Origin of the sequence: Pseudomonas borbori, assembly GCF_900115555.1 — a bacterium.
Classification (GTDB): domain Bacteria; phylum Pseudomonadota; class Gammaproteobacteria; order Pseudomonadales; family Pseudomonadaceae; genus Aquipseudomonas; species Aquipseudomonas borbori.
Genome location: NZ_FOWX01000009.1, coordinates 54,141 through 79,097 on the forward strand (window position 1 = coordinate 54,141; position 24,957 = coordinate 79,097).

Sequence of the window (24,957 nt, forward strand, 5' to 3'; positions counted from 1 at the left end):
GTGCGAGCGGATGCGCTCAGTGGCGCTTGCGGTTGCAGATCTGCGTACCGACACCGCTGTCGGTGAAGATTTCCAGCAGCACCGCGTTGGGCACCCGGCCGTCGATGATGTGTGCGCTGGTCACGCCGCCCTGCACCGCTTCGAGGGCGCAGCGGATCTTCGGCAGCATGCCGCCGTAGATGGTGCCATCGGCGATCAGGCCGTCGACCTGTTCGGTGGTCAGGCCGGTGAGCACCTCGCCCTGCTTGTCCAGCAGGCCGGCGATGTTGGTCAGCAGCATCAGTTTCTCGGCCTTCAAGGCCTCGGCCACCTTGCCGGCGACCAGGTCGGCATTGATGTTGTAGGATTCGCCCTCCGCGCCGACCCCGATCGGCGCGATCACCGGGATGAAGTCACCCTTGACCAGCATGTTGAGCAGCTCGGTATTGACCCCGGTGACTTCGCCGACGTGGCCGATGTCGATGATTTCCGGCTGGGTCATCTCGGGCGTCTGGCGGGTCACGGTGAGCTTCTTGGCGCGGATCAGCTCGGCGTCCTTGCCGGTCAGACCGATGGCGCTGCCGCCGTGGCGGTTGATCAGGTTGACGATGTCCTTGTTGACCTGGCCGCCGAGGACCATCTCCACCACGTCCATGGTCTGCGCATCGGTCACGCGCATGCCGTCGATGAAGTGGCTCTCGATCGACAGGCGCTTGAGCAGGTCGCCGATCTGCGGGCCGCCGCCATGCACCACCACCGGGTTGATGCCGACCGCCTTCATCAGCACGATGTCGCGGGCGAAGTTGGTTTTCAGCTCGTCGCTTTCCATGGCGTTGCCGCCGTACTTGACCACCAGGGTCTTGCCGACGAAGCGGCGGATGTACGGCAGCGCTTCGGACAGAACTTTGGCGACGTTACTGGCGGCATCACGTTCGAGGGTCATGCGGGTCTCCATGGCTAATCTCAATCAAAACGGCAAGGTGATATCGGGTGCAGCGCTGTATAGCTGGGCGCGAAAGACGCCCTTGATGCGTTCGAGTTCTTCGTCACTGTCGGCCTCGAAACGCAGCACCAGCATCGGCGTGGTGTTGGAGGCGCGCACCAGACCCCAGCCCTTGGGGTAGTCGACGCGCACACCATCCAGGGTGGTGAGGTTGGCCTCGCCCCAATGGCCGTCGCGTTGCAGGCTGTCGATGATGCCGAACTTGTTCTGTTCGGTAACCTGGATATTGATTTCCGGGGTGGCAATATCGTTGGGGAAGGCACTGAACACCAGTTCCGCATCGCGCTTGTCCTGGCTGAGGATTTCCAGCAGGCGGGCGGCGCTGTAGATACCGTCGTCGAAGCCGAACCAGCGCTCCTTGAAGAAGATATGCCCACTCATCTCGCCGGCCAGCAGGGCGCCGGTTTCCTTCATCTTTTTCTTGATCAGCGAGTGACCGGTTTTCCACATCACCGGGCGACCGCCGTAGCCGCTGATCAACGGGGTCAGGCGGCGGGTGCATTTGACGTCGAAGATGATGTCGGCACCGGGATTGCGCGACACCACATCCTTGGCGAACAGCATCAGCAGGCGGTCCGGGTAGATAATGGTGCCTTTGTTGGTCACCACACCGACCCGGTCGCCGTCGCCGTCGAATGCCAGGCCGAGGTCGGCCTGCTCTTCTTTGACCTTGGCGATCAGATCGACCAGGTTTTCCGGCTTGCCCGGGTCCGGGTGATGGTTGGGGAAGTTGCCGTCGACCTCGCAGAACAGCGGGATCACCGTGCAGCCCAGGGCTTCGATCAGTTGCGGGGCGATCACCCCAGCGGCGCCGTTGCCACAGTCGACCACCACCTTCATGGGTTTGGCCATGGCGATGTCGTCGCGAATATGATTGAAGTAGCGCTCCAGCACATCGACCTGCTCGACAGTGCCGACGCCGCTGGCCAGGTCGTTGCTGTCGATACGCGCCTTGAGGGCTTGAATCTGTTCGTTGGCCAGGGTGTCGCCGGCGATGACGATCTTGAAGCCATTGTAATCCGGCGGGTTGTGGCTGCCGGTGAGCATCACCGCGGATTTGCCTGCGAGGATATGGCCGGCGTAGTAGACCACCGGGGTCGGCACCATGCCGACATCGCTGACGTTGCAGCCGCAGTCGAGCAGGCCCTGAATCAGTTGCTGCAGCAGTTCCGGACCGGATAGGCGGCCATCGCGGCCCACCGCGACGTTCGGCTCGCCCTGCGCCAGGCTCTGCGAGCCGATCGCGCGGCCGACCCAGTAAGCGGTTTCTGCGGTCAGGCTGCTGCCGACCACGCCGCGAATGTCGTAGGCGCGGAAGATGTCGGCGGGTAGTTTTGGCGCGATTTGCTGGGTACTCATGACGGGGGGGGGCTCCAATCCCAGGAGATCCTGGTCTTCGTCGAGAATGTCGATATCGAGGATATCGGTGTCTTGAAACAGCGGATCGATCAGCCCGGCGGTCTGGTCAGGCTCCGCTGCGGGCGAAGCGTTGCTGGTGCTCTCGTGGGTTTGCGCTGGCGGACTGGCGCGGTGCGGCAGGCGGGCCAGGGATTGTGCCAGGTTATCGAGCGCCGGCAGGCTCAGGCTGAATGCTTTGACGACTTTACCGGCTGAGAGTTCTTTCACCAGTTGATCAAGTTGCGAGACATCCTTGTCCAGGCGGCGTTGCTGGCCGCTGTACACCAGGTAGAGGCCGAGCAGGGCGCCCGCCAGTGCGAGCAGCGTCGCCAGGCCGGGCAGTGCGGGCGAGAAGGGCGATGCGCTCAGGTGCGGGCCCGGGGTAAAGCCAAGCTGCCAGTTAGGGTTGCCGCTATCGAAGCGTTGCGCGTCGCCCTGGGCCTGGCCGCGCTGCGCCAGCAACTGGCCGGCGGAACTGCCGAATTGCTGGATCAGTTGCAGCTGGCCGACCTCGGCGGGTAGTGGCGGCAAACTGGCCAGCAGGCGGTTCAGCTCGACCGCCAGCAGCAGGGTGCCCTGTGCCGGTTGATCATCGCTCTGGCGCACGGGCGCGGCGCTGTAGACCAGCCAGCGTTGGTCGATCTTGTAGGCCTCGGCAGCGGGCGTCTGGCCGTTTTCCACGCGGCGCAGCATGTCCAGTGCGGCGAAGTTCATCGGCGCGTCCCGGCCCATGTCCTGGACGGCTTCGCCGCGGGCATTGAGATGGGCGTCGATCACCCCATCCCAGTAGCGCAGATTGCCTTCGGCCGCCCGCTGCTGTTGGTTGTCCCCGCTTTGCACGGCCTGCAGCAGCTCGGGGTTGCGCGCCGCGGCGCGGGTGTCGGCGGCCAGCTGGCGCAATGCCTGTTGCAGCGCGGCGGCCTGCGCGCCGCCCCAGGCTTGGGCGAGTTGCTCCTGTTGTTGTTGCTGCACGCTGTTGAACAGGCCGAACCAGAGCAGCGCACCGGCCACAATCAGCCCGCCGATGGCGGCCAGCAGGCCGGGGAACAGGGCGCTGGCGGTCTGTTTGCCGGTGCTGGCGGCGTTGGCATCCTTGGCAGTGCGCTTGAAGCCTTTCATCGAACGTCTCCCTGGCGGTTCATCCTGCTGGCGGTTTCAGTGACTGCCGGAATGGCCAAAGCCGCCGCTGCCGCGCGAGCTCTCGTCGAACTGTTCGACCAGCTCGAAGTGCGCCTGCACCACCGGCACCAGGATCAGCTGGGCGATGCGCTCGCCGATGGCCATGCTGAAGGCGCTTTGCCCACGGTTCCAGCAGGACACCATCAGCTCGCCCTGGTAGTCCGAGTCGATCAGGCCGACCAGGTTGCCGAGGACGATGCCGTGTTTGTGGCCGAGGCCTGAGCGCGGCAGGATCAGCGCCGCCAGGCCGGGGTCGCCGATATAGATCGACAGGCCGGTGGGAATCAGCACGGTTTGTCCGGGTTCGAGGATCAGTTCCTGCTTGAGCATGGCGCGCAGGTCGAGGCCGGCGGAGCCAGGGGTGGCGTACTGCGGCAGGGGGAATTCGCTGCCCAGGCGCGGGTCGAGGATTTTGGCTTGTAAGGCGTGCATGTCAGGCTCTGCGGTCGGTGAATGAGGGCATCAGGCGCGGTGCAAGCGGTCGGCGATAAAGGCCACCAGTTGGCGGGCGATCTTGCCTTTGCTGGTCTGGGCGAAGCTGCTTTGCTGGAGGTCGCGATCGATGATGGTGATGGCGTTTTCCTCGCTGTTGAAGCCGATGCTGGGGTTGGCCACGTCGTTGGCGACGATCAGGTCGAGGTTCTTGTCCTGCAGCTTGCGCGAGGCATAGCCCAGCAGGTTCTCGGTCTCGGCCGCGAAACCGACGCTGAACGGTCGGTCGGCGCGCCCTGCCAGCGTGGCGAGGATATCCGGGTTGCGCACCATTTGCAGGAGCAGGCCGTCGCCGCTGCTGGGGTCTTTCTTCAATTTGTGCTGTGCGACCACTTCCGGGCGGTAATCGGCGACGGCGGCAGCGGCGATCAGCAGGTCGCAGGGCATGGCGGCTTCGCAGGCGGCGAGCATGTCGCGGGCGCTGACCACGTCGATGCGGCTGACCCGGTCCGGGGTCGGCAGATGCACCGGGCCGCTGATCAGGGTCACTTTGGCGCCGGCTTCGGCGGCGGCTTCGGCGAGGGCGAAGCCCATCTTGCCGGAGCTGTGGTTGGTGATGTAACGCACCGGGTCGATATTTTCCTGAGTCGGCCCCGCGGTGATCAGCACGTGCTTGCCGGTCAGGGCCTGGTTCTGGAAGCAATCGGCGGCGCATTGCGCCAGCTCGTCGGCTTCGAGCATGCGGCCGAGGCCGACATCGCCGCAGGCCTGGCTGCCTGCCGCCGGGCCGAACAGGCGCAGGCCGCGTTCGCCGAGCAGTCGGGCGTTGGCCTGGGTGGCCGGGTCGCGCCACATCGCCTGGTTCATCGCCGGCGCCAGAGCGACCGGGGCGTCGGTGGCCAGGACCAGGGTGGTCAGCAGGTCGTCGGCGACACCCTGAGCCAGGCGCGCCATCAGGTCGGCGGTGGCCGGGGCGATCAGCACCAGGTCGGCCCAGCGCGCCAGTTCGATATGACCCATGGCGGCTTCGGCAGCGGGGTCGAGCAGATCCAGGTGAACCGGATGGCCTGACAGTGCCTGCAGGGTCAATGGGGTGATGAATTCGCGACCGCCGCGGGTCATGACCACATGCACGTCTGCACCCTGGTCGCGCAGGCGGCGAACCAGCTCTGCGCTCTTGTAGGCGGCAATGCCGCCGCCCACGCCGACAACGATGCGTTTTCGATATAGCCGCTGCATAGGCCTGCCTTGTCTTAGGTGGATGTGCGCCGCGGCGGTGACGCCTCCCCAGGCCAGTCGCCGCGCAAAAGGATGGGCTAAGATAGCACAGCAGCCGCAGCGGAAAAGCGGCACTGGGAGCTTGTCAGGCCCGGCCCGTAAGGGCTGTTTCAGGCTCGGCAGGCTCAGGGCTCGACATGGAGGTGCTATGAGCATTCGCGATTGGCCTGCGGCGGAACGCCCGCGGGAGAAACTTCTGGCCCAAGGGGCCGCTACCCTGACCGACGCCGAATTGCTGGCGATCTTCCTGCGCACCGGTGTGGCCGGGCAGAGCGCGGTGGATCTGGCGCGTCATCTGCTCGCTGACTTCGGTGGGCTGCGCGCTCTGCTGCAGGCGGATTTGCCGTCTTTCAGCCAGCGTCTGGGGCTGGGGCCGGCCAAGTTCGCCCAGTTGCAGGCGGTGCTGGAGATGGCCCGCCGCCATCTGGCCGAGCAGTTGCGCCGCGATTCGGCGCTGGAGAGTCCGCAGGCGGTGCGCGACTACCTCAAGGCCCTGTTGCGGCACGAGCCCCATGAGGTGTTCGGCTGCCTGTTTCTCGATGCCAAGCATCGAGTGCTGGCCTTCGAGGCGCTGTTCCACGGCTCCATCGACAGCGCCAGCGTCTATCCCCGTCAGGTGGTCAAGCGTGCCCTGGCGCACAATGCCGCGGCGCTGATCCTGACCCATAACCATCCCTCGGGCGTGGCCGAGCCGAGCCAGGCGGACCGGGTGCTGACCAAGCGCCTGAAGGAAGCCCTGGAGCTGGTCGATGTGCGGGTACTCGACCACTTCATCGTCGGCGATGGCGAGCCGCTGTCGATGGCCGAGTACGGCTGGCTGTAGCCGGGGCGCCGACATCTACACCACGGGACTGAACGCCGCGAAGCTCGGCATCGCGGCTCGGCAGCTTGGCGACCGTCAGGGCGCCAGGCGCACCTTGGCGAAATCCTGGCGGCCGAAGGGGCTGACCTGATAGCCCTCGACTTCCTTGCGCAGCAGGGCGTAGGCGGTCGGGTGGGCCAGGGGCAGCCAGAGCGCCTGTTGCTGAATGATCCGCTGCGCTTCCTTATACAGGTGGCTGCGCTGCGCCTGGTCGCCGGCGGTTTTGCCGGCGGCGATCAACTGATCCAGTTGCGGGTCGCAGTAGCGGGCGAAGTTCAGTCCCGACTCGAGCGAGGCGCAGGCGAATTGCGGGGTGAGGAAGTTGTCCGGGTCGCCGTTGTCGCCGGCCCAGCCCATGAACAGCAGGTCGTGTTCGCCGGCCTTGGCGCGGCGGATCAGTTCGCCCCATTCGATCACACGGATCTCGGCCTGAATGCCGACTTTGCCCAGGTCGGCCTGCAACAGCTGGGCGCCGAGGCTCGGGTTGGGGTTGAGCAGGCTGCCGCTGGGGCGGGTCCAGATGCTGGTCTTGAAGCCGTCGGGTAAGCCGGCCTCGGCCAGCAGGGCGCGGGCCTTGGCCGGGTCGTGGGCATAACCGGGCAATTCTGCGGCATAGCTCCAGGTGTTGGGCGGATAGGGGCCGTTGGCCGCCTCGGCGCTGTTTTCGAACACCGCCTGCAGGTAGCTGGCTTTGTCGAAGGCCAGGTTGATCGCCTGGCGTACGGCGGCCTTGTCCAGCGGCGCATGCTGGCTGTTGATGCCGACGAAGGCGGTCATGAAGGCCGCCGTGTGCACGTTCTTCAATTCGGCGTCGGCGGTGCTGGCCCGCACGTCCTGCGGCTTGGGCGAGAGGGCGATATGGCATTCGCCGCGGCGCAGCTTCTGCAGGCGCACGTTGGCGTCCGGGGTGATGGCGAACACCAGGCGGTCCACCGCCGGCGTGCCGGCAAAATACTCGGGGTTGGCGTCATAGCGCACCACCGCGTCCTTCTGGAAGCGCTTGAAGACGAAGGGGCCACTGCCGATCGGCTGGCTGTTGAGCCGCTCCGGAGTGCCGGCGGCGAGCAACTGGTCGGCGTATTCGGCGGAGTAGATCGAGGCGAAGCCCATGCTCAGGGTGGCGAGGAAGGTGGCGTCGGGGCGGCTCAGGGTAAAGCGTACGGCGTGTTCGCCGAGCTTGTCGATGCGCGTGATCAGGCTGGGCAGTTGCATCGACTGGGCGTGTGGATAGCCGCTGGGCGCAACCTTGTGCCAGGGGTGGGTCGGCTCGAGCATGCGCTGGAAGCTGAACAAGACGTCGTCGGCGGTCAGCGGGCGGCTGGGGCTGAAGTAGTCGGTTTCGTGGAAGGCGACATCCTCGCGCAGGACAAAGCTGTAGCTCAGGCCGTCCTCGCTGACGTCCCAGCTTTGCGCCAGGCTGGGCAGCAACTGGCCGCTGCCTGCATCGAACTCCACCAGGCGGTTCATCAATACATCGGCCGAGGCATTGGTGGTGGTCAGCGAGTTGTATTGCACCACGTCGAAGCCATCCGGGCTGGCTTCGGTGCAGACGCTGAGCGTGGCCGCCTGCGCCAATAGCGGGCTGAGCAGGCTGGTCAATAGAAATGTTTGGGTGACGAGGCGCATGGCTCACTCCTTGATAGTGCGGTGCGTGCCCATGGGCGCGCTGGTAAAGGGTTTACCCTAGAGCATAACGCGCGGCTGGAACAGCGGACTTGGCGACGAGCGGTAGACTGCCGCCGGCACCTGCGCCTGTGGCCTGGAGGCCGATGTTGCGCCGCCTGCGTGCGAGTTGAAAGTGTGTTTAGCCTTGTTGCTCGCCGGGCTTTCTGGTATAAAGCAGCGCTCTTTTGTAGGGGCCCGGTTCTTGCGCTTTGCTGTGCGGCTGGTAAGACCCTCGAGATACGCGGCGCCGAGCGCCAATGATATTGAGTTTAAGCGGCCAACCCATGCCGGGTTGGGCATGTGGTTTTAGAGGGCTGAGGCATGTCGAGAGTCTGTCAAGTTACCGGTAAGGGTCCGGTAACCGGGAATAACATTTCCCACGCAAACAACAAAACCCGTCGTCGTTTCCTGCCGAACCTGCAGCATCACCGCTTCTGGGTCGAGTCTGAGAACCGTTTCGTGCGTCTGCGCGTTTCCGCCAAGGGCATGCGTTGCATCGACAAGCGTGGTATTGACGTCGTTCTGTCCGAGCTGCGTGCTCGCGGCGAAAAGGTTTAAGGAGTAAGTCATGCGCGAATTGATCCGTTTGATCTCGAGTGCCGGTACTGGTCATTTCTACACTACCGACAAAAACAAGCGCACCATGCCGGACAAAATCGAAATTAAAAAATTCGATCCGGTTGTACGCAAGCACGTGATCTACAAGGAAGGCAAGATCAAGTAATTGATCCTGGCTCTTGTCGAAAAAGCCCGCCGTATGGCGGGCTTTTTCATGCCGGCGATTTATCGCCAGGCGGCTGGGCGGGCTGCGGCCACGCTGTCGAGCGCGCCCCGGGCGGCAAGCCGGGGTCTTCCATCCGAGGTGCGCCCGTGCATGCCCGGTGCGACCTGGCCGCCTGTCTGGGCGAAAAAAAGCCCGCACAGGGCGGGCTAAAGGGTGACGCATGAATAGAGTCGGTCAGCGCGCGGCCTGCTCGAAGATCACGTAGACCTTGCGGCAGGGCTCGAGCACTTCCCAGGTGCCTGCGAACCCGGCGGGGATGACGAAGCGGTCGCCGGCGCGCAGGGTCTTGGCGTTGCCGTCCTGATCGCGCAACACGGACACGCCCTGGAGGATTTCGCAGTATTCGTGTTCGCTGTAGTCAACCGTCCACTGGCCGACCGCGCCCTCCCAGATGCCGGCGTTGAACTGGCCGCAGGGGCTGCCATAGTGGTTGCGCACACTTTGCTCGGGGTCGCCCTTGAGGATTTTTTCCGGCGCCGGGCGGTAGTGCTCGGGTACGGTGTTGGCTTGGGCGAAGTCGAGGATCTGGTCGATGTTCATGGGGGCTTCCGTGGCTGGCGGTTAGTGGGCGGTGCGGATCGCGTCGGCGAGCTTCTCGACCAGGCTGTCGATCTGGGCCTTCTCGACGATCAGGGGCGGCGACATGGCCAGGGTATCGCCGGTCACCCGCACCATCAGGTCATTGTGGAAGCACTGCTCGAACACCTGGTAGCCGCGTTTGCCGACGCCGTGGCTGCTCGGCGCCAGTTGCACGCCGCCGACCAGGCCGATGGCGCGGATGTCGATCACGCCCGGCAGGTCGCGCAGGCTGTGCAGGGCGTCCTGCCAGTAGTCTTCCAGCTCGATGGCGCGATCGAACAGCTTGTCGCGCCGGTAGATGTCCAGGGTCGCCAGGGCTGCGGCGCAGGCGACCGGATGGCCGGAGTAGGTGTAGCCGTGGAACAGTTCGATGCCGTCCGGGCCCTGCATGAAGGCGTCGTGGATCTGCTCGTCGACCAATACCGCGCCCATCGGGATGGCGCCGTTGGTCAGGCCCTTGGCGGTGGTGATGAGGTCCGGGGTGACGCCCCAGCGCTGGGCGGCGAAGGCCTGGCCGACGCGGCCGAAGCCGCTGATGACCTCGTCGAAGATCAGCAGGATGCCGTGCTTGCGGGTGATCTCGCGCAGGCGCTGCAGATAACCCACCGGCGGCAGTATCACCCCGGCCGAGCCGGACATCGGTTCGACGATGACCGCGGCGATGTTCTCGGCGCCGTGCAGGCTGACCAGACGCTCCAGTTCGTCGGCCTTGTCGAGGCCGAACTCCGGCAGGCCGCGGCTGAAGGCGTTGCGGGCGATGTCCAGGCAGTGCGGCAGGTGGTCGACGCCGGGCAGTTGCAGGGGGAAGGCGCGGCGGTTGTTGAGCATGCCGCCGACCGAGATGCCGCCGAAGCCGACGCCGTGGTAGCCCAGCTCGCGGCCGATCAGGCGGGTGCGCGTGCCCTGGCCGATGGCGCGCTGGTAGGCCAGGGCGATCTTCAGCGCGGTGTCGACCGACTCGGAGCCGGAGTTGGTGAAGAACACCTTGTTCAGTCCTGCCGGGGCGATCTCGGCCAGGCGGCTGGCCAGCTCGAACGGCAGCGGGTGGCCCATCTGGAAGGTCGGGGCGAAGTCCAGCTTGGCGATCTGCCGGCTCACCGCCTCGGTGATTTCCCGACGACCGTGGCCGGCGTTGCAGCACCAAAGCCCGGCGGTGCCGTCCAATACTTTACGGCCGTCGTCGCTGGTGAAATACATGCCGTCGGCGCTGTCCAGCAGGCGCGGTTTGGCCTTGAATTGACGATTGGCGGTGAAGGGCATCCAGAAGTCGTCGAAGCTGTGGTTTTTATCGTTCACGTGCGGGCTGTGGTCGAGGGCCATGCTGGTTATCCAATCGCGTTGAAAGAGGGAGGCTGGGAAGCGATTTCGCGCAGTCTATGTTTAATAAAACGAACATGACAAGGGGGTTTGTCGGGCTTTGTAAAAAATATTGAAAAGGTGCGGCCCTCTGGTTTAGTGTTGCCAGCAGGATTTGGCCCTAACAGGCCTTGCAGAATTATTGACAGTGCGCGCGCCGAAGCCGCGGCACTTTTTACTGATAGAGGATGCTCGAATGACTAGCCTGACTCGTGCCGACTGGGAACAGCGCGCCAAGACCCTGAAGATCGAAGGCCGTGCCTTTATTCATGGCGAATACCGTGCGGCGGTTTCCGGGGCGACCTTCGCCTGCATCAGCCCGGTGGACGGGCGCATGCTGGCAGAAGTCGCCAGTTGCGACCTGGCCGATGCCGAGCTGGCGGTGCAGGACGCCCGCAAAACCTTCGATTCCGGCATCTGGTCGCGTCTGGCGCCGGTCAAGCGCAAGGCCGTGATGATCCGTTTCGCCGACCTGATCGAGCAGCACGGCGAAGAGCTGGCGCTGCTGGAAACCCTCGACATGGGCAAGCCGATCAGCGATGCCCTGGGCATCGACGTTTCCAGCGCCGCGCGCTCGATCCGCTGGAGCGGCGAGGCCATCGACAAGATCTACGACGAGGTGGCCGCCACCCCGCACAACGAACTGGGCCTGGTCACCCGCGAGCCGATCGGCGTGGTCGCCGCCATAGTGCCCTGGAACTTCCCGTTGCTGATGAGCTGCTGGAAGCTCGGCCCGGCCCTGTCCAGCGGCAACTCGGTGATCTTGAAACCGTCCGAGAAGTCGCCGCTGACCGGCATCCGCATCGCCCAACTGGCCATCGAGGCCGGCATTCCGGCGGGCGTGTTCAACGTCCTGCCGGGCTTCGGCCACACCGTCGGCAAGGCCCTGGCCCTGCATATGGACGTCGACACCCTGGTGTTCACCGGCTCGACCAAGATCGCCAAGCAGCTGATGGTCTACGCCGGCGAGTCGAACATGAAACGCGTCTGGCTGGAAGCCGGCGGCAAGAGCCCGAACATCGTCTTCGCCGACGCCCCTGACCTGCAGGCCGCCGCCGAAGCCGCGGCCGGCGCCATCGCCTTCAATCAGGGCGAAGTCTGCACCGCCGGTTCGCGCCTGCTGGTGGAGAACTCGATCAAGGAGCGCTTCGTACCCATGGTGGTCGAGGCGATCAAGGCTTGGAAGCCCGGTAACCCGCTGGACCCGGCAACCAACGTCGGTGCGCTGGTCGACACCACCCAGATGAACAACGTGCTGAGCTACATCCAGGCCGGCCATGACGACGGCGCCAAACTGGTGGCCGGTGGCAAGCGGGTGATGGAGGAGAGCGGCGGCACCTATGTCGAGCCGACCATCTTCGACGGGGTGAACAACGCCATGCGCATCGCCCAGGAAGAAATCTTCGGCCCGGTGCTCTCGGTGATCGGCTTCGACAATGCCGAGGAGGCGGTGGCCATCGCCAACGACACGCCCTACGGCCTGGCCGCGGCGGTCTGGACCAGCAACCTGTCCAGGGCTCACCTGACCGCCAAGGCCCTGCGCGCCGGCAGCGTCTGGGTCAACCAGTACGACGGCGGCGACATGACCGCACCGTTCGGCGGCTTCAAGCAGTCGGGCAACGGCCGCGACAAGTCGCTGCACGCCTTCGACAAGTACACCGAATTGAAAGCGACGTGGATCAAACTCTGATCCCGGGCGGATAATCGCCCTAAAAGGTCCGCTCTCCGCGAGGAGGGCCGGCTCGAATGAGCCACACCTGCGGCCGGGTTTCCTTGGGAAGCCCGGCCGTTTTGTTTTGTACCGGGCCACGACATAAAGGAGTCTGGCAATGCGTTGGGGTACCTATTTCGCGGTCTGTGCGGCGGTGATCAGCATCGGTCTGGCCCTCGGGGTGACCATGCCGTTGGTGTCGCTGCGCCTGGAGGGCTGGGGTTACGATTCCTTTGCCATCGGCGTGATGGCGGCGACCCCGGCGGTGGGCGTGCTGCTCGGCGCGTCCCTGGCGGGTCGGTTGGCGGCGTACTTCGGCACCACCCGGCTGATGCAGCTGTGCCTGCTGGTCGGCGCCCTGTCCGTGGGGCTGCTGGCGCTGATGCAGAGCTATGCGGTATGGCTGCTGTTGCGCCTGCTGATCGGCGTGGCGTTGACCGTGGTGTTCATCCTCGGCGAGAGCTGGATCAACCAGCTGGCGGTGGAAAAGTGGCGCGGCCGCCTGGTCGCCCTGTATGGCACCGGTTATGCGTTGAGCCAACTGTGTGGGCCGCTGCTGCTCACCGCCCTGGGCACCGGTACCGACCTGGGTTTCTGGGCCGGCGTAGGCCTGCTGATCGGCGGTTCGCTGATCCTGTTGGGGCGCACGGGCGCGCCGCGGGTGGACGCACACAGCGCCTCGGGCCGCGGCCTGCCGGCGTTCTGCCGCAAGTTGCCGGCCATCGCCTGGGCGGTGATGCTGTTCGCCGGCTTCGAGGCGATGATGCTGACCCTGTTGCCGATCTACGGCCTGCGCCAGGGTTTCACCCAGGAAGTGGCGCTGCTGATGGTCAGCGTGGTGGTGGTCGGCGACGCCGCCCTGCAGCTGCCGATCGGTTTGCTGGCCGACCGCATGTCGCGGCGCAGCCTGTTCCGCGGCTGTGGGGTGATTCTGCTGGGATCCAGTCTGGCGATTCCGCTGCTGCTGCATACGCCGTTGATCTGGCCGCTGCTGGTGCTGTTCGGCGCCAGCGCCGGCGGCTTGTTCACCCTGTCGCTGATCCTGATCGGCGAGCGCTACCGTGACGACGAGCTGGTGCGCGCCAATGCCCATGTCGCGCAGCTGTGGGGCATCGGTTGTCTGCTCGGGCCGCTGGCCACCGGTGCGGCCAGTCAGTGGGTCAGCGGCCATGCGTTGCCGCTGCTGATGGCGCTGGGCGCCGCCGTGTTCGTGGTGCTGGCCTGGCGTGGTCAGGGTGTCGATGACCAGTTCGGCACGGCCGAACCGGCGCGCGGCGACTAGCCCAGCTCCGCCAGCAGTTCGGCGACGCTTTCGCCGACCCGGCGCACGGCTTGCTCGATCTCTGCGCTGGGTTTTGCGGCGTAGTTGATGCGCAGGCAGTTGCGGTATTTGCCGGCGGCGGAAAAGATGCTGCCCGGGGCGATTTGCACCTTGTGCGGTTGCAGTTCACGGTTCAGCCGTTGGCTGTCGAAGCCCGGATCCAGCTCGACCCAGAGCATGAAGCTGCCCTGCGGCCGGCTGACCCGCGTGCCGGGCGGAAAATAACGGCTGACCCAGTCGATCATCTGCTCCAGGCCCCGGGCGTACTGGCTGCGCATGCGCCGCAGATGCGGCTGGTAGTGGCCGGCCTCGAGGTATTCCGCCAGGGCCAGTTGCGGCAGTTGCGCGGTGGTGCCGGTGCCCATGTATTTCATGTGCAGTACGCGATCGAAGTAGCGGCCGGGGGCGATCCAGCCGATGCGCAGGCCGGGCGCCAGGGTCTTGGAAAAGGAGCTGCAGAGCAGCACGCGGCCGTCTTCGTCATAGGACTTGATGCTGCGCGGACGCGGGTAGCTGTAGGCCAGTTCGCCGTAGACGTCGTCCTCGATGATCGCCACGTCGTAGCGTTGCGCCAGGGCGAGCAGGGCCCGCTTGTTGGCGTCCGGCATGATGTAGCCGAGCGGGTTGTTGCAGGTCGGCGTCAACTGGATGGCCTTGATCGGCCATTGTTCGAGAGCCAACTCCAGGGCCTCCAGGCTGATCCCGGTGAGCGGGTCGGTGGGCAATTCCAGCGCCTTCATGCCGAAGCCTTTCAGCGCCTGCATGACGCCGTGGAAGCTCGGCGAATCGACCGCAACTATGTCGCCGGGTTGGCAAGTCGCGCGGATCGCGGCGGACAGCGCTTCGTGGCAACCGGTGGTGATGACGATGTCCTGATAGGGAATCTGGCAGCCCGAGTCGAGCAGCAGTCGCGAGATCTGCTCGCGCAGGCCCTGGTCGCCATAAATGCAGCCGTAGGTGAGGCTGTTCAGGTCCTGCCTGCGGCCCAGGCGGGAAAGCGAACGCAGCAGGGGTTTGAGCGTCGGGCTGCTGACATCAGGGCGGCCACGGCCCAGTTGGATCATGTCGCTGCGGCTGGGCGACAGGCTGATCAGTTCGAGCACCTGATCCCATTGCGACACGTCCACCGGCCGTTGCGCGGCGCGACTGACCATCGGCAGTGCCGGCTTTGCGCGAGTGAGCGGCACGAAATAGCCGGACTTCGGCCGCGGCGTAGCCAGGCCCCGGTCTTCCAGTTGGCGGTAGGCCTGTTGCACCGTGCTCAGGCTGACGCCGTGTTCGAGGCTGAGGGCGCGCACCGAGGGCAGGCGCTCGCCCGGGCGGTACAGGCCTTGCTCGATGCGGGCGCCGAGTTGCTCGGCCAGGTTGATGTAGAGGTTCATTACAGTTGCCCTGATTGTCCACTGTTCATTGAGTAAGCAATACAGATTCCGCATGAATTGATGATTCAGAGGCTTTGAAGCGCCATCTGTATGTAGTTAATAAGAGATTTTTGAGTCTGTCATGCTTTTTTCCGGCCGTTCATCATTGGCTCCAATGCGCGTTCAGGCAGGAGGACGAGATGAATGGGCTCAGTGATACAAGGCTGACGTTGCGTCAGCGGGAACTCTTGATTGACGGTCAACCGCGGCTGGTCGACGCCCGCCCGCAGGCCAGCGCGCCAGAAGCGTCGCGCTGGCAGCGCTGGTGGCGGCGCCTGAGCACGCGGCGGGCGTTGCTCGAACTGGATGCCGCACAACTCAAGGATGTCGGCATTACCCGCGAGCAGGCGCTTGCGGAGGTGTTGCGGCCGTTCTGGAAGCTCTGAAGGCCGCTGACGGCTGTTAGATCAGCTCCTTGAGCCGGTGCCAGAGCATGCCCAGGGCCAGCAATGGCGAGCGCAGGTGCTGACCGCCGGGGAAGGTCATGTGCGGCACCTGGGCGAACAGGTCGAAGCCGTGGCTGGCCTGGCCGGCGATGGCCTCGGCCAGCAGCTTGCCGGCCAGGTGGGTGGCGTTGACGCCGTGGCCGGAATAGGCCTGGGCATAGTAGACGTTGGCCTGATCCTTGAGCCGGCCGATCTGCGGCAGGCGGTTGGCACCGATGCCGATCATGCCGCCCCACTGGTAATCGATCTTCACACCCTTCAGATGGGGGAACACGGCCAGCATTTTCGGCCGCATGTAACCGGCGATGTCCGCCGGATCGCGCCCCGAATAGTGGCAGGCGCCGCCGAATAGCAGGCGTCGATCGGCGGACAGGCGGTAGTAGTCGAGGGCCACCCGCTGGTCGCACAGCGCCATGTTCTGCGGGATCAGTGCCCGGGCTTGGGCCTCGGACAGCGGTTCTGTGGCGATCACATAGCTGCCGGCGGGCAGCACTTTGCCACCCAGGTTAGTGTTCAGGCCATTCAGGTAGGCGTTGCAGCCGAGCACCAGATGAGCCGCGCGCACCACGCCCTGGGCGCTGTGCACCTTGACCGTGGTGCCATAGTCGATGTGCGTCACCGCCGAATCTTCGAACAACTGCACGCCCAGTGACTGGGCGGCCGCCGCTTCGCCCAGGGCCAGGTTGAGCGGGTGCAGGTGGCCGGAGCCCATGTCGATCAGGCCGCCGACGTAGCGCTCGGAGCCCACCACCTCATGCATCTGCTCGGGTTGCAGCAGACGCAGTTGGTGCCGGTAGCCGAGAGCCTTGAGCTCGGCCATGTCCTCGGCGAAGCCCTCCAGGTGGCTGGGCTTGTTCGCCAGGTCGCAGTAGCCCCAGGTCAGGTCGCAGTCGATAGCGAACTGCGCGACCCGCTGGCGGACGATTTCCACGGCTTCCAGGCCCATCAGCTTGAGTTCGCGCACGCCGCCTGCGCCGATGATCGACTCGAACTGCTCGACACCATGACCGACCCCGCGGATCAACTGGCCGCCGTTGCGCCCGCTGGCGCCCCAGCCGATCTTGTGCGCCTCCAGCAGCGCCACCGAGAAGCCTTTCTGCGCCAGTTCGATGGCCGTGTTCAGCCCGGAAAAGCCGCCGCCGACGATGCACACGTCGACGCTGAGCTCGCCGCGCAGGGGCGGGTAGGCCAGTTGCCGGTTGATGCTGGCGGCGTAATAGGAGGCGGGGTGCTGGGCGCTGTGGATCGGTTGGTGAACGCGGGCGTTCATGTGTTAAATCCTGATTATTATGTGTGGAAATTTTTACGCAGGATAAGCGCGGGCTCTGCCTGTCGCCAAGGGGGAGGCGCAAAAAAGTGGATTCCCGTCGGCTGGTCAGGCCGTTCTGCCGCGATTGGCCGCAGGCGGGGTTAAGATGGGCGGGACTTCCACAGGACGCTAGCGATGAGTTGTACCAGCCGCAAGATCGATCAGCTGCGTTTGCAGATTCCGCGCTTCGACTGCGTGCCCGGCTGTCACGACTGTTGCGGGCCGGTCACCGCCTCGTCCGAGGAGATGGCTCGCCTGCCGGTGAAAAGCGACGCCGCGCATGATGCCGCGCTGGCCGAGCTGAATTGTGTGCACCTCGGGCCGCAGGGCTGTGAGGTGTATGACCAGCGACCGTTGATCTGTCGCCTGTTCGGCACCAGCAAAAGCCTGCCCTGTCCCCATGGCCGCGGGCCGGAGACGCCGGTCGAGGCGCAGGTCGAGCACCAGGTGCACCGGCTGATAGCCACGACCCGCCAGGTGTTGGTGTAGGGCAGTGGCAAGCCATAAGCCATAAGCTGCAAGTAAGAGCGGAAAAGCCCCCCGACGGGGCCCATCCTGATTCGCTTGCAGCTCGCGTCACTCCGCAATCGGCAGGCTCAGGCTCTCCTTGACCTCTTCCATGACGATATAGCTCTTCGACTCGCGCACGTGCGGCAGCTTGAGCAGGATGTCGCCGAGCAGCTTGCGGTAGCTGGCCATCTCGTTGATCCGCGCCTTGACCAGATAGTCGAAGTCGCCGGAGACCAGGTGGCACTCCAGTACATGCGGCAGCTTGAGCACGGCGCGGCGGAATTCCTCGAAGGTGTCGCCGGACTTGTAGTCCAGGCTGATCTCGACGAATACCAGCAGGCTGGCCTTGAGGTACTGCGGGTTGAGGCGGGCGTGGTAGCCCATGATGATGCCCTCGCGCTCCAGGCGCCGCACCCGCTCGGTGCAGGGGGTGGTCGACAGGCCGACCCGCTCGCCCAGTTCGGTGAAGGAGATGCGCCCGTCCTCCTGCAGCAGGCGCAGGATGTTGCGGTCGATCTTGTCCAGTTCGCGGCGGCTCTGATGCTGGGTACGCATGGGGGATGCCCCTCCGTAGAGGCGGTTTTTGCCAAGAATTCTCGCCAAATATAGTCCTATATATAGTGAAAGGCACTGGCTAATGCTCCATATACTGCGCGCATCAACGCTCAAGATAAAAAGCGCCAGCGCATAGTCGCGGCGAGGAGATGACGATGCGGGTTCTGGTATTGGGTAGTGGTGTAGTGGGTGTGGCCAGTGCGTACTACCTGGCGCGTCAGGGTTTCGAGGTGGTGGTGGTCGACCGTCAGGACGGCCCTGCCATGGAAACCAGTTTCGCCAACGCCGGTCAGGTCTCCCCGGGCTACGCTTCGCCCTGGGCGGCGCCGGGTGTGCCGTTGAAAGCCATCAAGTGGTTGCTGCAGAAGCACGCGCCGCTGGCGATCAAGGCCACTGCCGATATCGACCAATACCTGTGGATGGCGCAGATGCTGCGCAACTGCACCGCCAGCCGTTACGCGGTGAACAAGGAGCGCATGGTCCGCCTGTCCGAGTACAGCCGTGACTGCCTCGACGAACTGCGCAGCGAGACCGGCATCGGTTACGAAGGCCGCAGCCTGGGCACCACCCAGCTGTTCCGCACCCAGGCGCAGGTCGACAACGCGGCCAAGGACATCGCCGTGCTCAAGCAGTCCGGCGTGCCCTTCGAATTGCTCGACCGTGACGGCATTGCCCGCGTCGAACCGGCCCTGGCGGCAGTCAAGCACAAGCTGGCCGGCGCTCTGCGCCTGCCCAACGACCAGACCGGCGACTGCCAGATGTTCACCCTCAAGCTGGCCGAGATGGCCAGGCAGCTGGGTGTCGAATTCCGTTTCGGCCAGACCATCGAGCGTCTCGACAGTGCCGGCGACCGGATCAACGGCGTGTGGATCGATGGCAAGCTGGAAACCGCCGACCGCTACGTGCTGGCGCTGGGCAGTTACAGCCCGCAGTTGCTCAAGCCACTGGGCATTCGCGCGCCGATCTACCCGCTCAAGGGTTATTCGCTGACCGTGCCGATCAGCAACGGTGACATGGCGCCGACTTCGACCATTCTCGATGAAACCTACAAGGTCGCCATCACCCGCTTCGACAACCGCATCCGTGTGGGCGGCATGGCGGAAATCGCCGGTTTCGACCTGAGCCTGAATCCGCGTCGCCGCGAGACCCTGGAGATGATCACCGCCGACCTCTATCCGCAAGGCGGCGACCTCGGGCAGGCCGAGTTCTGGACCGGTTTGCGTCCAGCCACGCCTGACGGCACGCCTATCGTCGGCGCTACCGCTTTCAGCAATTTGTTCCTGAACACCGGTCACGGCACACTGGGCTGGACCATGGCCTGCGGCTCTGGCCGTTTCCTCGCCGACCTGATCAGCAAGAAACGCCCGCAGATCAGCGCCGAAGGTCTGGATATCTTCCGTTACAGCCGTTCCCAGGAGACCCCGAAACATGCCAATCCAGCGCCTGCGCACTGAAACCCGGTACAGCGAAATCAATATCCACAATGGCACGGTCTACCTGGCCGGGCAGTTGGCGGATGATCACGGTGGCGACATCGTGCAGCAGACCCGCGAGACCCTGGCCAGCATCGACGCGCTGCTGGCCGAGGCCGGCAGCGACAAGTCGCGCATCCTCTCGGTGACCATCTACCTCAAGGACATGGCGCGCGATTACGCCGGCCTCAACCAGGTCTGGGATGCCTGGGTCGCCGAAGGCCACGCGCCGGCCCGCGCCTGCGTCGAGGCGAAGATGTACCGGCCCGAGGTGCTGGTGGAGATGACCGTGGTGGCGGCGCAGTAGGCGTCTGGCCTGATAGTGTGTTGGCTTTCGCCCGGCTGTCCCGCCGGGCTTTTTTTGCAACCATGGGGGCAGGCGTGCCCTGTACCCGCGATTAAACGACAAGAAGTGTCTAGCCATGCGTCCTGCCCGTGCCCTGATCGACCTGCAAGCCCTGCGTCACAACTACCGACTGGCCCGTGAAGTGGCGGGCGCCAAGGCGCTCGCGGTGGTCAAGGCCGATGCCTACGGGCATGGTGCGGTGCGCTGTGCCCAGGCCCTGGAAGGCGAGGCCGACGGTTTCGCCGTGGCCTGCATCGAAGAGGCGCTGCAGCTGCGCGAGGCCGGCATCCGCGCGCCCATCCTGTTGCTGGAAGGCTTCTTCGAGGCCGACGAACTGGCGCTGATCGAGCAGCATGAGCTGTGGTGCGTGGTGCATGCGCTCTGGCAGGTCGAGGCCATCGAGCGCTCGGCCGTGCGCAAGCCGCTGACGGTGTGGCTGAAGCTGGATTCGGGCATGCACCGGGTCGGTTTGCACCCGGCCGAGTACCAGGCCGCCTACCGGCGCCTGTTGGCCTGCGGCAGGGTGGCGAAGATCGTCCTGATGAGCCATTTCGCCCGCGCCGACGAGCTGGACTGCTCGCGCAGCGAGGAGCAGTTGGCGGTGTTCGAGCAGGCCCGCCAGGGTCTGGCGGCGGAGATCAGCCTGCGCAACTCGCCGGCCGTGCTCGGCTGGCCCGGCATCCCCAGTGACTGGGTGCGCCCCGGCATCATGCTCTACGGCGCCACCCCGTTCGAGCAGGAGCAGGCCCTGGCGGCGCGCCTGCAGCCGGTGATGACCCTGGAGTCGAAGGTCATCAGCGTGCGCGAACTGCCGGCCGGCGAGCCGGTCGGCTATGGCGCGCGCTTCGTCACCGAACGGCCGACCCGGGTCGGCGTGGTTGCCATGGGCTATGCCGACGGCTATCCGCGGCATGCGCCGAGCGGCACGCCGGTGGCGATCGATGGCCAGCTCAGCCGGCTGATCGGCCGGGTGTCGATGGACATGCTCTGCGTCGATCTCAGCGATCTGCCGCAAACCGGCCTCGGCAGCCGGGTCGAACTCTGGGGCAAACAGGTCCTCGCCAGCGACGTGGCGGTTTGTGCGGGCACCATTCCTTATCAGATTTTCTGCAATTTGCGCCGGGTACCGCTGCTCTATTGCGAAGCCTGAGAGGCTGCTGGGCAGAATTTACGACCAGGGTGTTGTAAATACCGAACGCTGTTGCCATGATACGGACACTTTTCCGTATCTTCCCTAGGGGGCTCCAGTATTGGACGTCGGCGTTCGACTGCAATCCATTCGCAAACTCAAAGGCTTGTCCCAGCGTGAACTCGCCAAGCGGGCCGGCGTCACCAACAGCACCATCTCGATGATCGAGAAGAACAGCGTGAGTCCCTCGATCAGTTCGCTGAAAAAGGTGTTGGCGGGCATCCCCATGTCGTTGGTGGAGTTCTTCTCCCTGGATGCGGAGCAGGACAATCATACCCAGGTGGTGTACCGGGCAGCCGAGCTCACGGATATCCACAGTGGCGCGATCAGCATGAAACTGGTGGGCAAGACTCACCCGAATCGGGCGATTACCCTGCTCGACGAAACCTATCCGGCCGGCTCCGATACCGGTGACGATATGTACACCCATGACGGTGAGGAGACCGGTCTGCTGGTGGAAGGGCGTCTCGAGCTGACCGTCGGTGAGGAGGTGTTCATCCTCGAGCCGGGCGACAGTTACTATTTCGAGAGCAGCAAACCTCACCGCTTTCGCAATCCGTTCGACCAGCCGGCGCGGTTGATCAGCGCCACTACACCGGCGAATTTCTAGGAACGCAGCTGCAAGCCGCAAGCTTCAAGCTGCAAGTAAAAGCACGACTGCGGGCCGCTTATAGCTTGTGGCTTGAAGCTTGCCGCTGCCGCACTGCGACAATCAGGGTTGTTTCAGCCCGGCAGGCTTCCCGTTATACTGTCGCCCGCTCGCGAAACCGTGGCCGCGGGCGTGACTAGCCACGATGAGGGTGTACCGTGAATCTGATTAAGAAAATGCTGGTAGCGCCGGCTGCCGTCTTGGCCCTGTGGGCAGTGACTGCTCAGGCCACGACCGATGAGGCCATTGCCGAGCGCCTGAAACCGGTGGGTGAAGTCTGCATCATGGGCGAAGAGTGCAAGGGCGTCGGCGCGGTGGCGGTTGCCGCTGGCGGGGCCGCACGTACTGCCGATGACATCATTGCTGCGCACTGCGGCGCGTGCCATACCCCGGGTATCCTCGATGCACCGAAGGTTGGTGATACCGCCGCCTGGCAGGCTCGCGCCACCAATGGCATCGACGGTCTGTTGGCGAATGCCATCTCCGGCCTCAACTCCATGCCGCCGAAAGGCACCTGCAATGACTGCTCGGATGACGAGCTGCGTGCTGCCATCGAGAAGATGTCCGGCCTGTAAGGCGACATCGACACAAAGAAACCGCCTGAGGGCGGTTTTTTTGTGTGCGCAGGCCTGCCTCATGCGTCGCAAGCGGTGGCCTGCCGTGGCGCTCCCTGCGGGACGGGCGCGCGCCCGATCCGGTTCAGTCGAGAAAGCTGATCTGGCCGTTTTTCAGGGAGCTGATGCGCGCCAGCGACTCGACCCGGTAGCCCTGGCCGTCCAGCTCGGCGCGACCGCTCTGGAAGGACTTTTCGATCACCACGCCGATCCCGGCGATGCTCGCCCCGGCTTGCTGGATCAGGTCGATCAGGGCCTGGGCGGCATGGCCGTTGGCGAGGAAGTCGTCGATCAGCAGCACATGGTCGCTGGCCGTCAGGTGCTTGGCGGAGATGGCGATGGTGCTTTCGGTCTGCTTGGTGAAAGAGAACACCTTGGAGATATACAGGTCATCCTTGAGCGTCAGCGACTGGTACTTGCGGGCGAAGATCACCGGCACGCCCAGTTCCAGGCCGGCCATGATCGCCGGGGCGATGCCCGAGGCCTCGATGGTGACGATCTTGCTGATGCCCTGGCCGGCGAAACGCCGGGCGAACTCGTGGCCGATCTGCTGCATCAGCGCCGGATCGATCTGGTGGTTGAGAAAGGCGTCGACCTTGAGCACCTGCTCGGAGAGCACGATGCCGTCCTGGCGAATCTTCTGTTTCAGCGCTTCCACACGGCAATCCTCGTTATGAACATCGGTTTTATTTCTTCAGCATCGCCCGCATTGCCGCCAAGGCATCGTTGCCGCGGGCGGCCTTGACCTCCACCGGGGCGTCGTCCTGGCCTTCCCAGCGCAGATCCTCGGGCGGCAGCTCGTCGAGGAAACGGCTCGGCGCGCAGTCGATGATCTCGCCGTACTGCTTGCGCTTGGCGGCGAAGGTCATGGTCAGGTTGCGCTTGGCGCGGGTGATGCCGACATAGGCCAGGCGCCGTTCTTCCTCGACGGTGTCGGCCTCGATGCTGGAACGGTGCGGGAGGATTTCCTCCTCCACGCCGAGGATATACACCGAGGGATACTCCAGGCCCTTGGAGGCGTGCAGGGTCATCATCTGCACGCCTTCGGCGCCTTCCTCTTCCTCCTGCTGGCGTTCCAGCATGTCGCGCAGCACCAGCTTGCCGATGGCGTCCTCGATGGTCATCTCGCCGTCTTCGTCGCGCTCCAGGGTGTTCTTCAGCGCCTCGACCAGGAACCAGACGTTGCCCATGCGCGCATCGGCGACCTTGTCGTTGGAGGCGTTCTGGCGCAGCCAGTTCTCGTAGTCGATATCCATCACCATGCTGCGAATGGCGGCGATCGGATCGTTCTGCGCGCACTGCTGGCGCACTCCGTCCATCCACCTGGTGAAACGTGCCAGACGTTCGGTATAGCGCGCATCCAGCTGCTCGCCCAGGCCCATCTCGCCGGCGGCGGCGTACATGCTGATCTTGCGCGAGGTGGCGTAGTTGCCGAGCTTCTCCAGGGTGGTGGAGCCGATCTCGCGGCGCGGCACGTTGATCACCCGGAGGAAGGCGTTGTCGTCGTCCGGGTTGACCAGCAGGCGGAAGTAGCTCATCAGGTCCTTCACCTCCTGGCGGGCGAAGAAGCTGGTGCCGCCGCTCAGGCGATAGGGAATCTGGTGGTGCTGCAGCTTCAGCTCCATCAGCTTGGCCTGGTAGTTGCCGCGATAGAGGATGGCGTAGTCGCTGTAGGGGCGTTGGGTGCGCAGGTGCTCGGTAAGGATTTCCAGGGCCACCCGCTCGCATTCGGCGTCCTCGTTCTTGCAGCGGATCACGCGGATCTCGTCGCCCATGCCCATCTCGCTCCACAGCTGCTTCTCGAAAGCGTGGGGGTTGTTGGCGATGAGGATGTTGGCGCACTTGAGGATGCGGCTGGTGGAGCGGTAGTTCTGCTCCAGCATCACCACCTTCAGCGAGGGGTAATCCTCCTTCAGCAGCATCAGGTTTTCCGGGCGGGCGCCGCGCCAGGCATAAATCGACTGGTCGTCGTCGCCGACCACGGTGAACTGGTTGCGCATGCCCACCAGCAGCTTGACCAGCAAATACTGGCTGGCGTTGGTGTCCTGGTATTCGTCGACCAGCAGGTAGCGGATGCGGTTCTGCCATTTTTCCAGGATGTCCGGGTGCTCCTGGAACAGCTTCACCGGCATCAGGATCAGGTCGTCGAAGTCCACCGCGTTGTAGGCCTTGAGCGTGCGCTGGTAGTGCAGGTAGACGATCGCCGCGGTCTGTTCCTTGGGGTTGCGCGATTCGGCCAGGGCCTGCTCGGGCAGGATCAGTTCGTTCTTCCAGTTGCCGATGTAGTTCTTGACCTCGTCGGCGCCGTCGTCCCCGGAATATTCCTTCTGCATGATGTCCGACAGCAGCGCCTTGATGTCGCCCTCGTCGAAGATCGAGAAGCCGGGCTTGTAGCCCAGGCGCGCGTATTCCTTGCGGATGATGTTCATGCCCAGGTTGTGGAAGGTCGAGACGGTCAGGCCGCGGCCTTCGGCGCCCTTGAGCAGGGTGCTGGCGCGCTCCTTCATCTCCCGCGCGGCCTTGTTGGTGAAGGTCATGGCGACTATATGTCGCGCCTGGATGCCGCAGTTCTGCACCAGATGGGCGATCTTGCGCGTGATCACGCTGGTCTTGCCGGAGCCTGCGCCGGCGAGCACCAAAAGTGGGCCGCCGACATAGTTCACGGCTTCCTGCTGCCGGGGGTTCAGTCGGGACATCGGATCAATCGCCAGGGGGGAGTGGGCGCGCATTTTAGCAGGCTCTGCGATTTGTGCCTGAATCCTCTGGCGTTGTGCGATGGAGTACATGCTGGCAGTACGCCACGCTTGGTTATTCTGTGTAATCCAGTACTCTGCTGCCACTTGTCGGTTTTTTGTCTTTATCGCAGGATGCACGGCAACAACACTCGGATGTGCATGAT

The 24,957-nt window shown here is 64.6% G+C and carries 24 protein-coding genes; 12 read left to right on the forward strand and 12 right to left on the reverse strand.

Features of this window, described 5'->3' with window-relative positions; translation table 11 throughout:
• Nucleotides 1-16: 16 nt before the first annotated feature.
• From argB to coaBC, 4 genes are all read right to left on the reverse strand, one after another.
• A complete protein-coding gene (gene argB / locus BM315_RS08680) occupies nucleotides 17-922 on the reverse strand; it encodes an acetylglutamate kinase (RefSeq protein WP_090500133.1) in 906 nt (301 codons plus the stop codon).
• Between the two features lie 24 nt (nucleotides 923-946).
• Nucleotides 947-2,341, reverse strand: a complete 1,395-nt coding sequence (gene algC, locus BM315_RS24835) for a phosphomannomutase/phosphoglucomutase (protein ID WP_212632944.1) — start codon at nucleotides 2,339-2,341, stop codon at nucleotides 947-949.
• A gap of 1,194 nt (nucleotides 2,342-3,535) precedes the next feature.
• Complete coding sequence (gene dut, locus BM315_RS08690) at nucleotides 3,536-3,991, reverse strand: dUTP diphosphatase (RefSeq protein WP_090499880.1); 456 nt, start codon at nucleotides 3,989-3,991, stop codon at nucleotides 3,536-3,538.
• A 30-nt stretch (nucleotides 3,992-4,021) separates the two neighbouring features.
• Nucleotides 4,022-5,230 (reverse strand): bifunctional phosphopantothenoylcysteine decarboxylase/phosphopantothenate--cysteine ligase CoaBC, encoded by a 1,209-nt coding sequence (gene coaBC, locus BM315_RS08695; protein ID WP_090499885.1) that lies wholly within the window; start codon nucleotides 5,228-5,230, stop codon nucleotides 4,022-4,024.
• Nucleotides 5,231-5,417: 187 nt separating this feature from the next.
• Here coaBC and radC point away from each other — a divergent pair, with 187 nt between their 5' ends.
• Entirely contained in the window at nucleotides 5,418-6,092 is a 675-nt protein-coding gene (gene radC, locus BM315_RS08700) for a RadC family protein (RefSeq protein ID WP_090499888.1), read from the forward strand.
• Between the two features lie 75 nt (nucleotides 6,093-6,167).
• Here the strand turns inward: radC and BM315_RS08705 are convergent, their stop codons facing one another.
• Entirely contained in the window at nucleotides 6,168-7,757 is a 1,590-nt protein-coding gene (locus tag BM315_RS08705) for an ABC transporter substrate-binding protein (RefSeq protein ID WP_090499891.1), read from the reverse strand.
• Nucleotides 7,758-8,117: 360 nt separating this feature from the next.
• Here BM315_RS08705 and rpmB point away from each other — a divergent pair, with 360 nt between their 5' ends.
• Together rpmB and rpmG are read left to right on the forward strand one after the other, a co-directional pair.
• Nucleotides 8,118-8,354, forward strand: a complete 237-nt coding sequence (gene rpmB / locus BM315_RS08710) for a 50S ribosomal protein L28 (protein WP_090240685.1) — start codon at nucleotides 8,118-8,120, stop codon at nucleotides 8,352-8,354.
• Between the two features lie 10 nt (nucleotides 8,355-8,364).
• Nucleotides 8,365-8,520, forward strand: a complete 156-nt coding sequence (rpmG, locus tag BM315_RS08715) for a 50S ribosomal protein L33 (RefSeq protein ID WP_090499893.1) — start codon at nucleotides 8,365-8,367, stop codon at nucleotides 8,518-8,520.
• Nucleotides 8,521-8,754: 234 nt separating this feature from the next.
• Here the strand turns inward: rpmG and BM315_RS08720 are convergent, their stop codons facing one another.
• Nucleotides 8,755-9,120 carry a cupin domain-containing protein gene (locus BM315_RS08720; RefSeq protein ID WP_090499896.1) on the reverse strand — a complete coding sequence of 122 codons (366 nt, stop codon included), beginning with the start codon at nucleotides 9,118-9,120 and terminating at the stop codon, nucleotides 8,755-8,757.
• A 21-nt stretch (nucleotides 9,121-9,141) separates the two neighbouring features.
• The gene (aptA, locus tag BM315_RS08725; protein ID WP_090499899.1) at nucleotides 9,142-10,479 is read right to left on the reverse strand and encodes an omega-aminotransferase AptA; all 1,338 of its coding nucleotides are present in this window, start codon (nucleotides 10,477-10,479) and stop codon (nucleotides 9,142-9,144) included.
• 232 nt (nucleotides 10,480-10,711) lie between these two features.
• On the opposite strand from aptA, the gene BM315_RS08730 reads away from it, so the two are divergent.
• Nucleotides 10,712-12,205: an aldehyde dehydrogenase gene (locus tag BM315_RS08730; protein WP_090499902.1), complete on the forward strand. Its 1,494-nt coding sequence runs from the start codon at nucleotides 10,712-10,714 to the stop codon at nucleotides 12,203-12,205.
• Between the two features lie 139 nt (nucleotides 12,206-12,344).
• On the forward strand, nucleotides 12,345-13,508 hold the full coding sequence (locus tag BM315_RS08735) for an MFS transporter (protein ID WP_090499903.1): 1,164 nt from the start codon (nucleotides 12,345-12,347) through the stop codon (nucleotides 13,506-13,508).
• Here BM315_RS08735 and BM315_RS08740 read toward each other — a convergent pair.
• Nucleotides 13,505-14,929, reverse strand: a complete 1,425-nt coding sequence (locus tag BM315_RS08740) for an aminotransferase-like domain-containing protein (RefSeq protein ID WP_090499905.1) — start codon at nucleotides 14,927-14,929, stop codon at nucleotides 13,505-13,507. The genes BM315_RS08735 and BM315_RS08740 overlap by 4 nt on opposite strands.
• A 179-nt stretch (nucleotides 14,930-15,108) precedes the next feature.
• On the opposite strand from BM315_RS08740, the gene BM315_RS08745 reads away from it, so the two are divergent.
• Complete coding sequence (locus tag BM315_RS08745; protein ID WP_090499907.1) at nucleotides 15,109-15,354, forward strand: DUF1127 domain-containing protein; 246 nt, start codon at nucleotides 15,109-15,111, stop codon at nucleotides 15,352-15,354.
• A gap of 16 nt (nucleotides 15,355-15,370) precedes the next feature.
• Here BM315_RS08745 and BM315_RS08750 read toward each other — a convergent pair whose 3' ends face one another.
• A complete protein-coding gene (locus BM315_RS08750) occupies nucleotides 15,371-16,684 on the reverse strand; it encodes an NAD(P)/FAD-dependent oxidoreductase (RefSeq protein WP_090499909.1) in 1,314 nt (437 codons plus the stop codon).
• 174 nt (nucleotides 16,685-16,858) lie between these two features.
• On the opposite strand from BM315_RS08750, the gene BM315_RS08755 reads away from it, so the two are divergent.
• Entirely contained in the window at nucleotides 16,859-17,212 is a 354-nt protein-coding gene (locus BM315_RS08755; protein ID WP_090499911.1) for a YkgJ family cysteine cluster protein, read from the forward strand.
• Between the two features lie 87 nt (nucleotides 17,213-17,299).
• Here BM315_RS08755 and BM315_RS08760 read toward each other — a convergent pair whose 3' ends face one another.
• Nucleotides 17,300-17,788, reverse strand: a complete 489-nt coding sequence (locus BM315_RS08760) for a winged helix-turn-helix transcriptional regulator (protein ID WP_090499913.1) — start codon at nucleotides 17,786-17,788, stop codon at nucleotides 17,300-17,302.
• A 155-nt stretch (nucleotides 17,789-17,943) separates the two neighbouring features.
• Here BM315_RS08760 and dadA point away from each other — a divergent pair, with 155 nt between their 5' ends.
• The 5 genes from dadA (at nucleotide 17,944) to BM315_RS08785 (ending at nucleotide 22,019) form a co-directional block, all read left to right on the forward strand.
• Nucleotides 17,944-19,242 (forward strand): D-amino acid dehydrogenase, encoded by a 1,299-nt coding sequence (dadA, locus tag BM315_RS08765; RefSeq protein ID WP_090499915.1) that lies wholly within the window; start codon nucleotides 17,944-17,946, stop codon nucleotides 19,240-19,242.
• Nucleotides 19,217-19,567: a RidA family protein gene (locus BM315_RS08770; protein ID WP_090499917.1), complete on the forward strand. Its 351-nt coding sequence runs from the start codon at nucleotides 19,217-19,219 to the stop codon at nucleotides 19,565-19,567. The genes dadA and BM315_RS08770 overlap by 26 nt, the downstream gene beginning before the upstream one ends.
• Before the next feature lie 115 nt (nucleotides 19,568-19,682).
• Nucleotides 19,683-20,756 carry an alanine racemase gene (alr, locus tag BM315_RS08775; RefSeq protein ID WP_090499920.1) on the forward strand — a complete coding sequence of 358 codons (1,074 nt, stop codon included), beginning with the start codon at nucleotides 19,683-19,685 and terminating at the stop codon, nucleotides 20,754-20,756.
• A gap of 100 nt (nucleotides 20,757-20,856) precedes the next feature.
• Nucleotides 20,857-21,405 carry a cupin domain-containing protein gene (locus BM315_RS08780; RefSeq protein ID WP_090499924.1) on the forward strand — a complete coding sequence of 183 codons (549 nt, stop codon included), beginning with the start codon at nucleotides 20,857-20,859 and terminating at the stop codon, nucleotides 21,403-21,405.
• A 197-nt stretch (nucleotides 21,406-21,602) separates the two neighbouring features.
• Complete coding sequence (locus BM315_RS08785) at nucleotides 21,603-22,019, forward strand: c-type cytochrome (RefSeq protein WP_090499926.1); 417 nt, start codon at nucleotides 21,603-21,605, stop codon at nucleotides 22,017-22,019.
• Between the two features lie 124 nt (nucleotides 22,020-22,143).
• Here the strand turns inward: BM315_RS08785 and BM315_RS08790 are convergent, their stop codons facing one another.
• Together BM315_RS08790 and rep are read right to left on the reverse strand one after the other, a co-directional pair.
• A complete protein-coding gene (locus BM315_RS08790; RefSeq protein ID WP_090499928.1) occupies nucleotides 22,144-22,716 on the reverse strand; it encodes a xanthine phosphoribosyltransferase in 573 nt (190 codons plus the stop codon).
• 28 nt (nucleotides 22,717-22,744) lie between these two features.
• Nucleotides 22,745-24,754 carry a DNA helicase Rep gene (gene rep / locus BM315_RS08795; RefSeq protein WP_090499930.1) on the reverse strand — a complete coding sequence of 670 codons (2,010 nt, stop codon included), beginning with the start codon at nucleotides 24,752-24,754 and terminating at the stop codon, nucleotides 22,745-22,747.
• Between the last annotated feature and the right edge of the window lie 203 nt (nucleotides 24,755-24,957).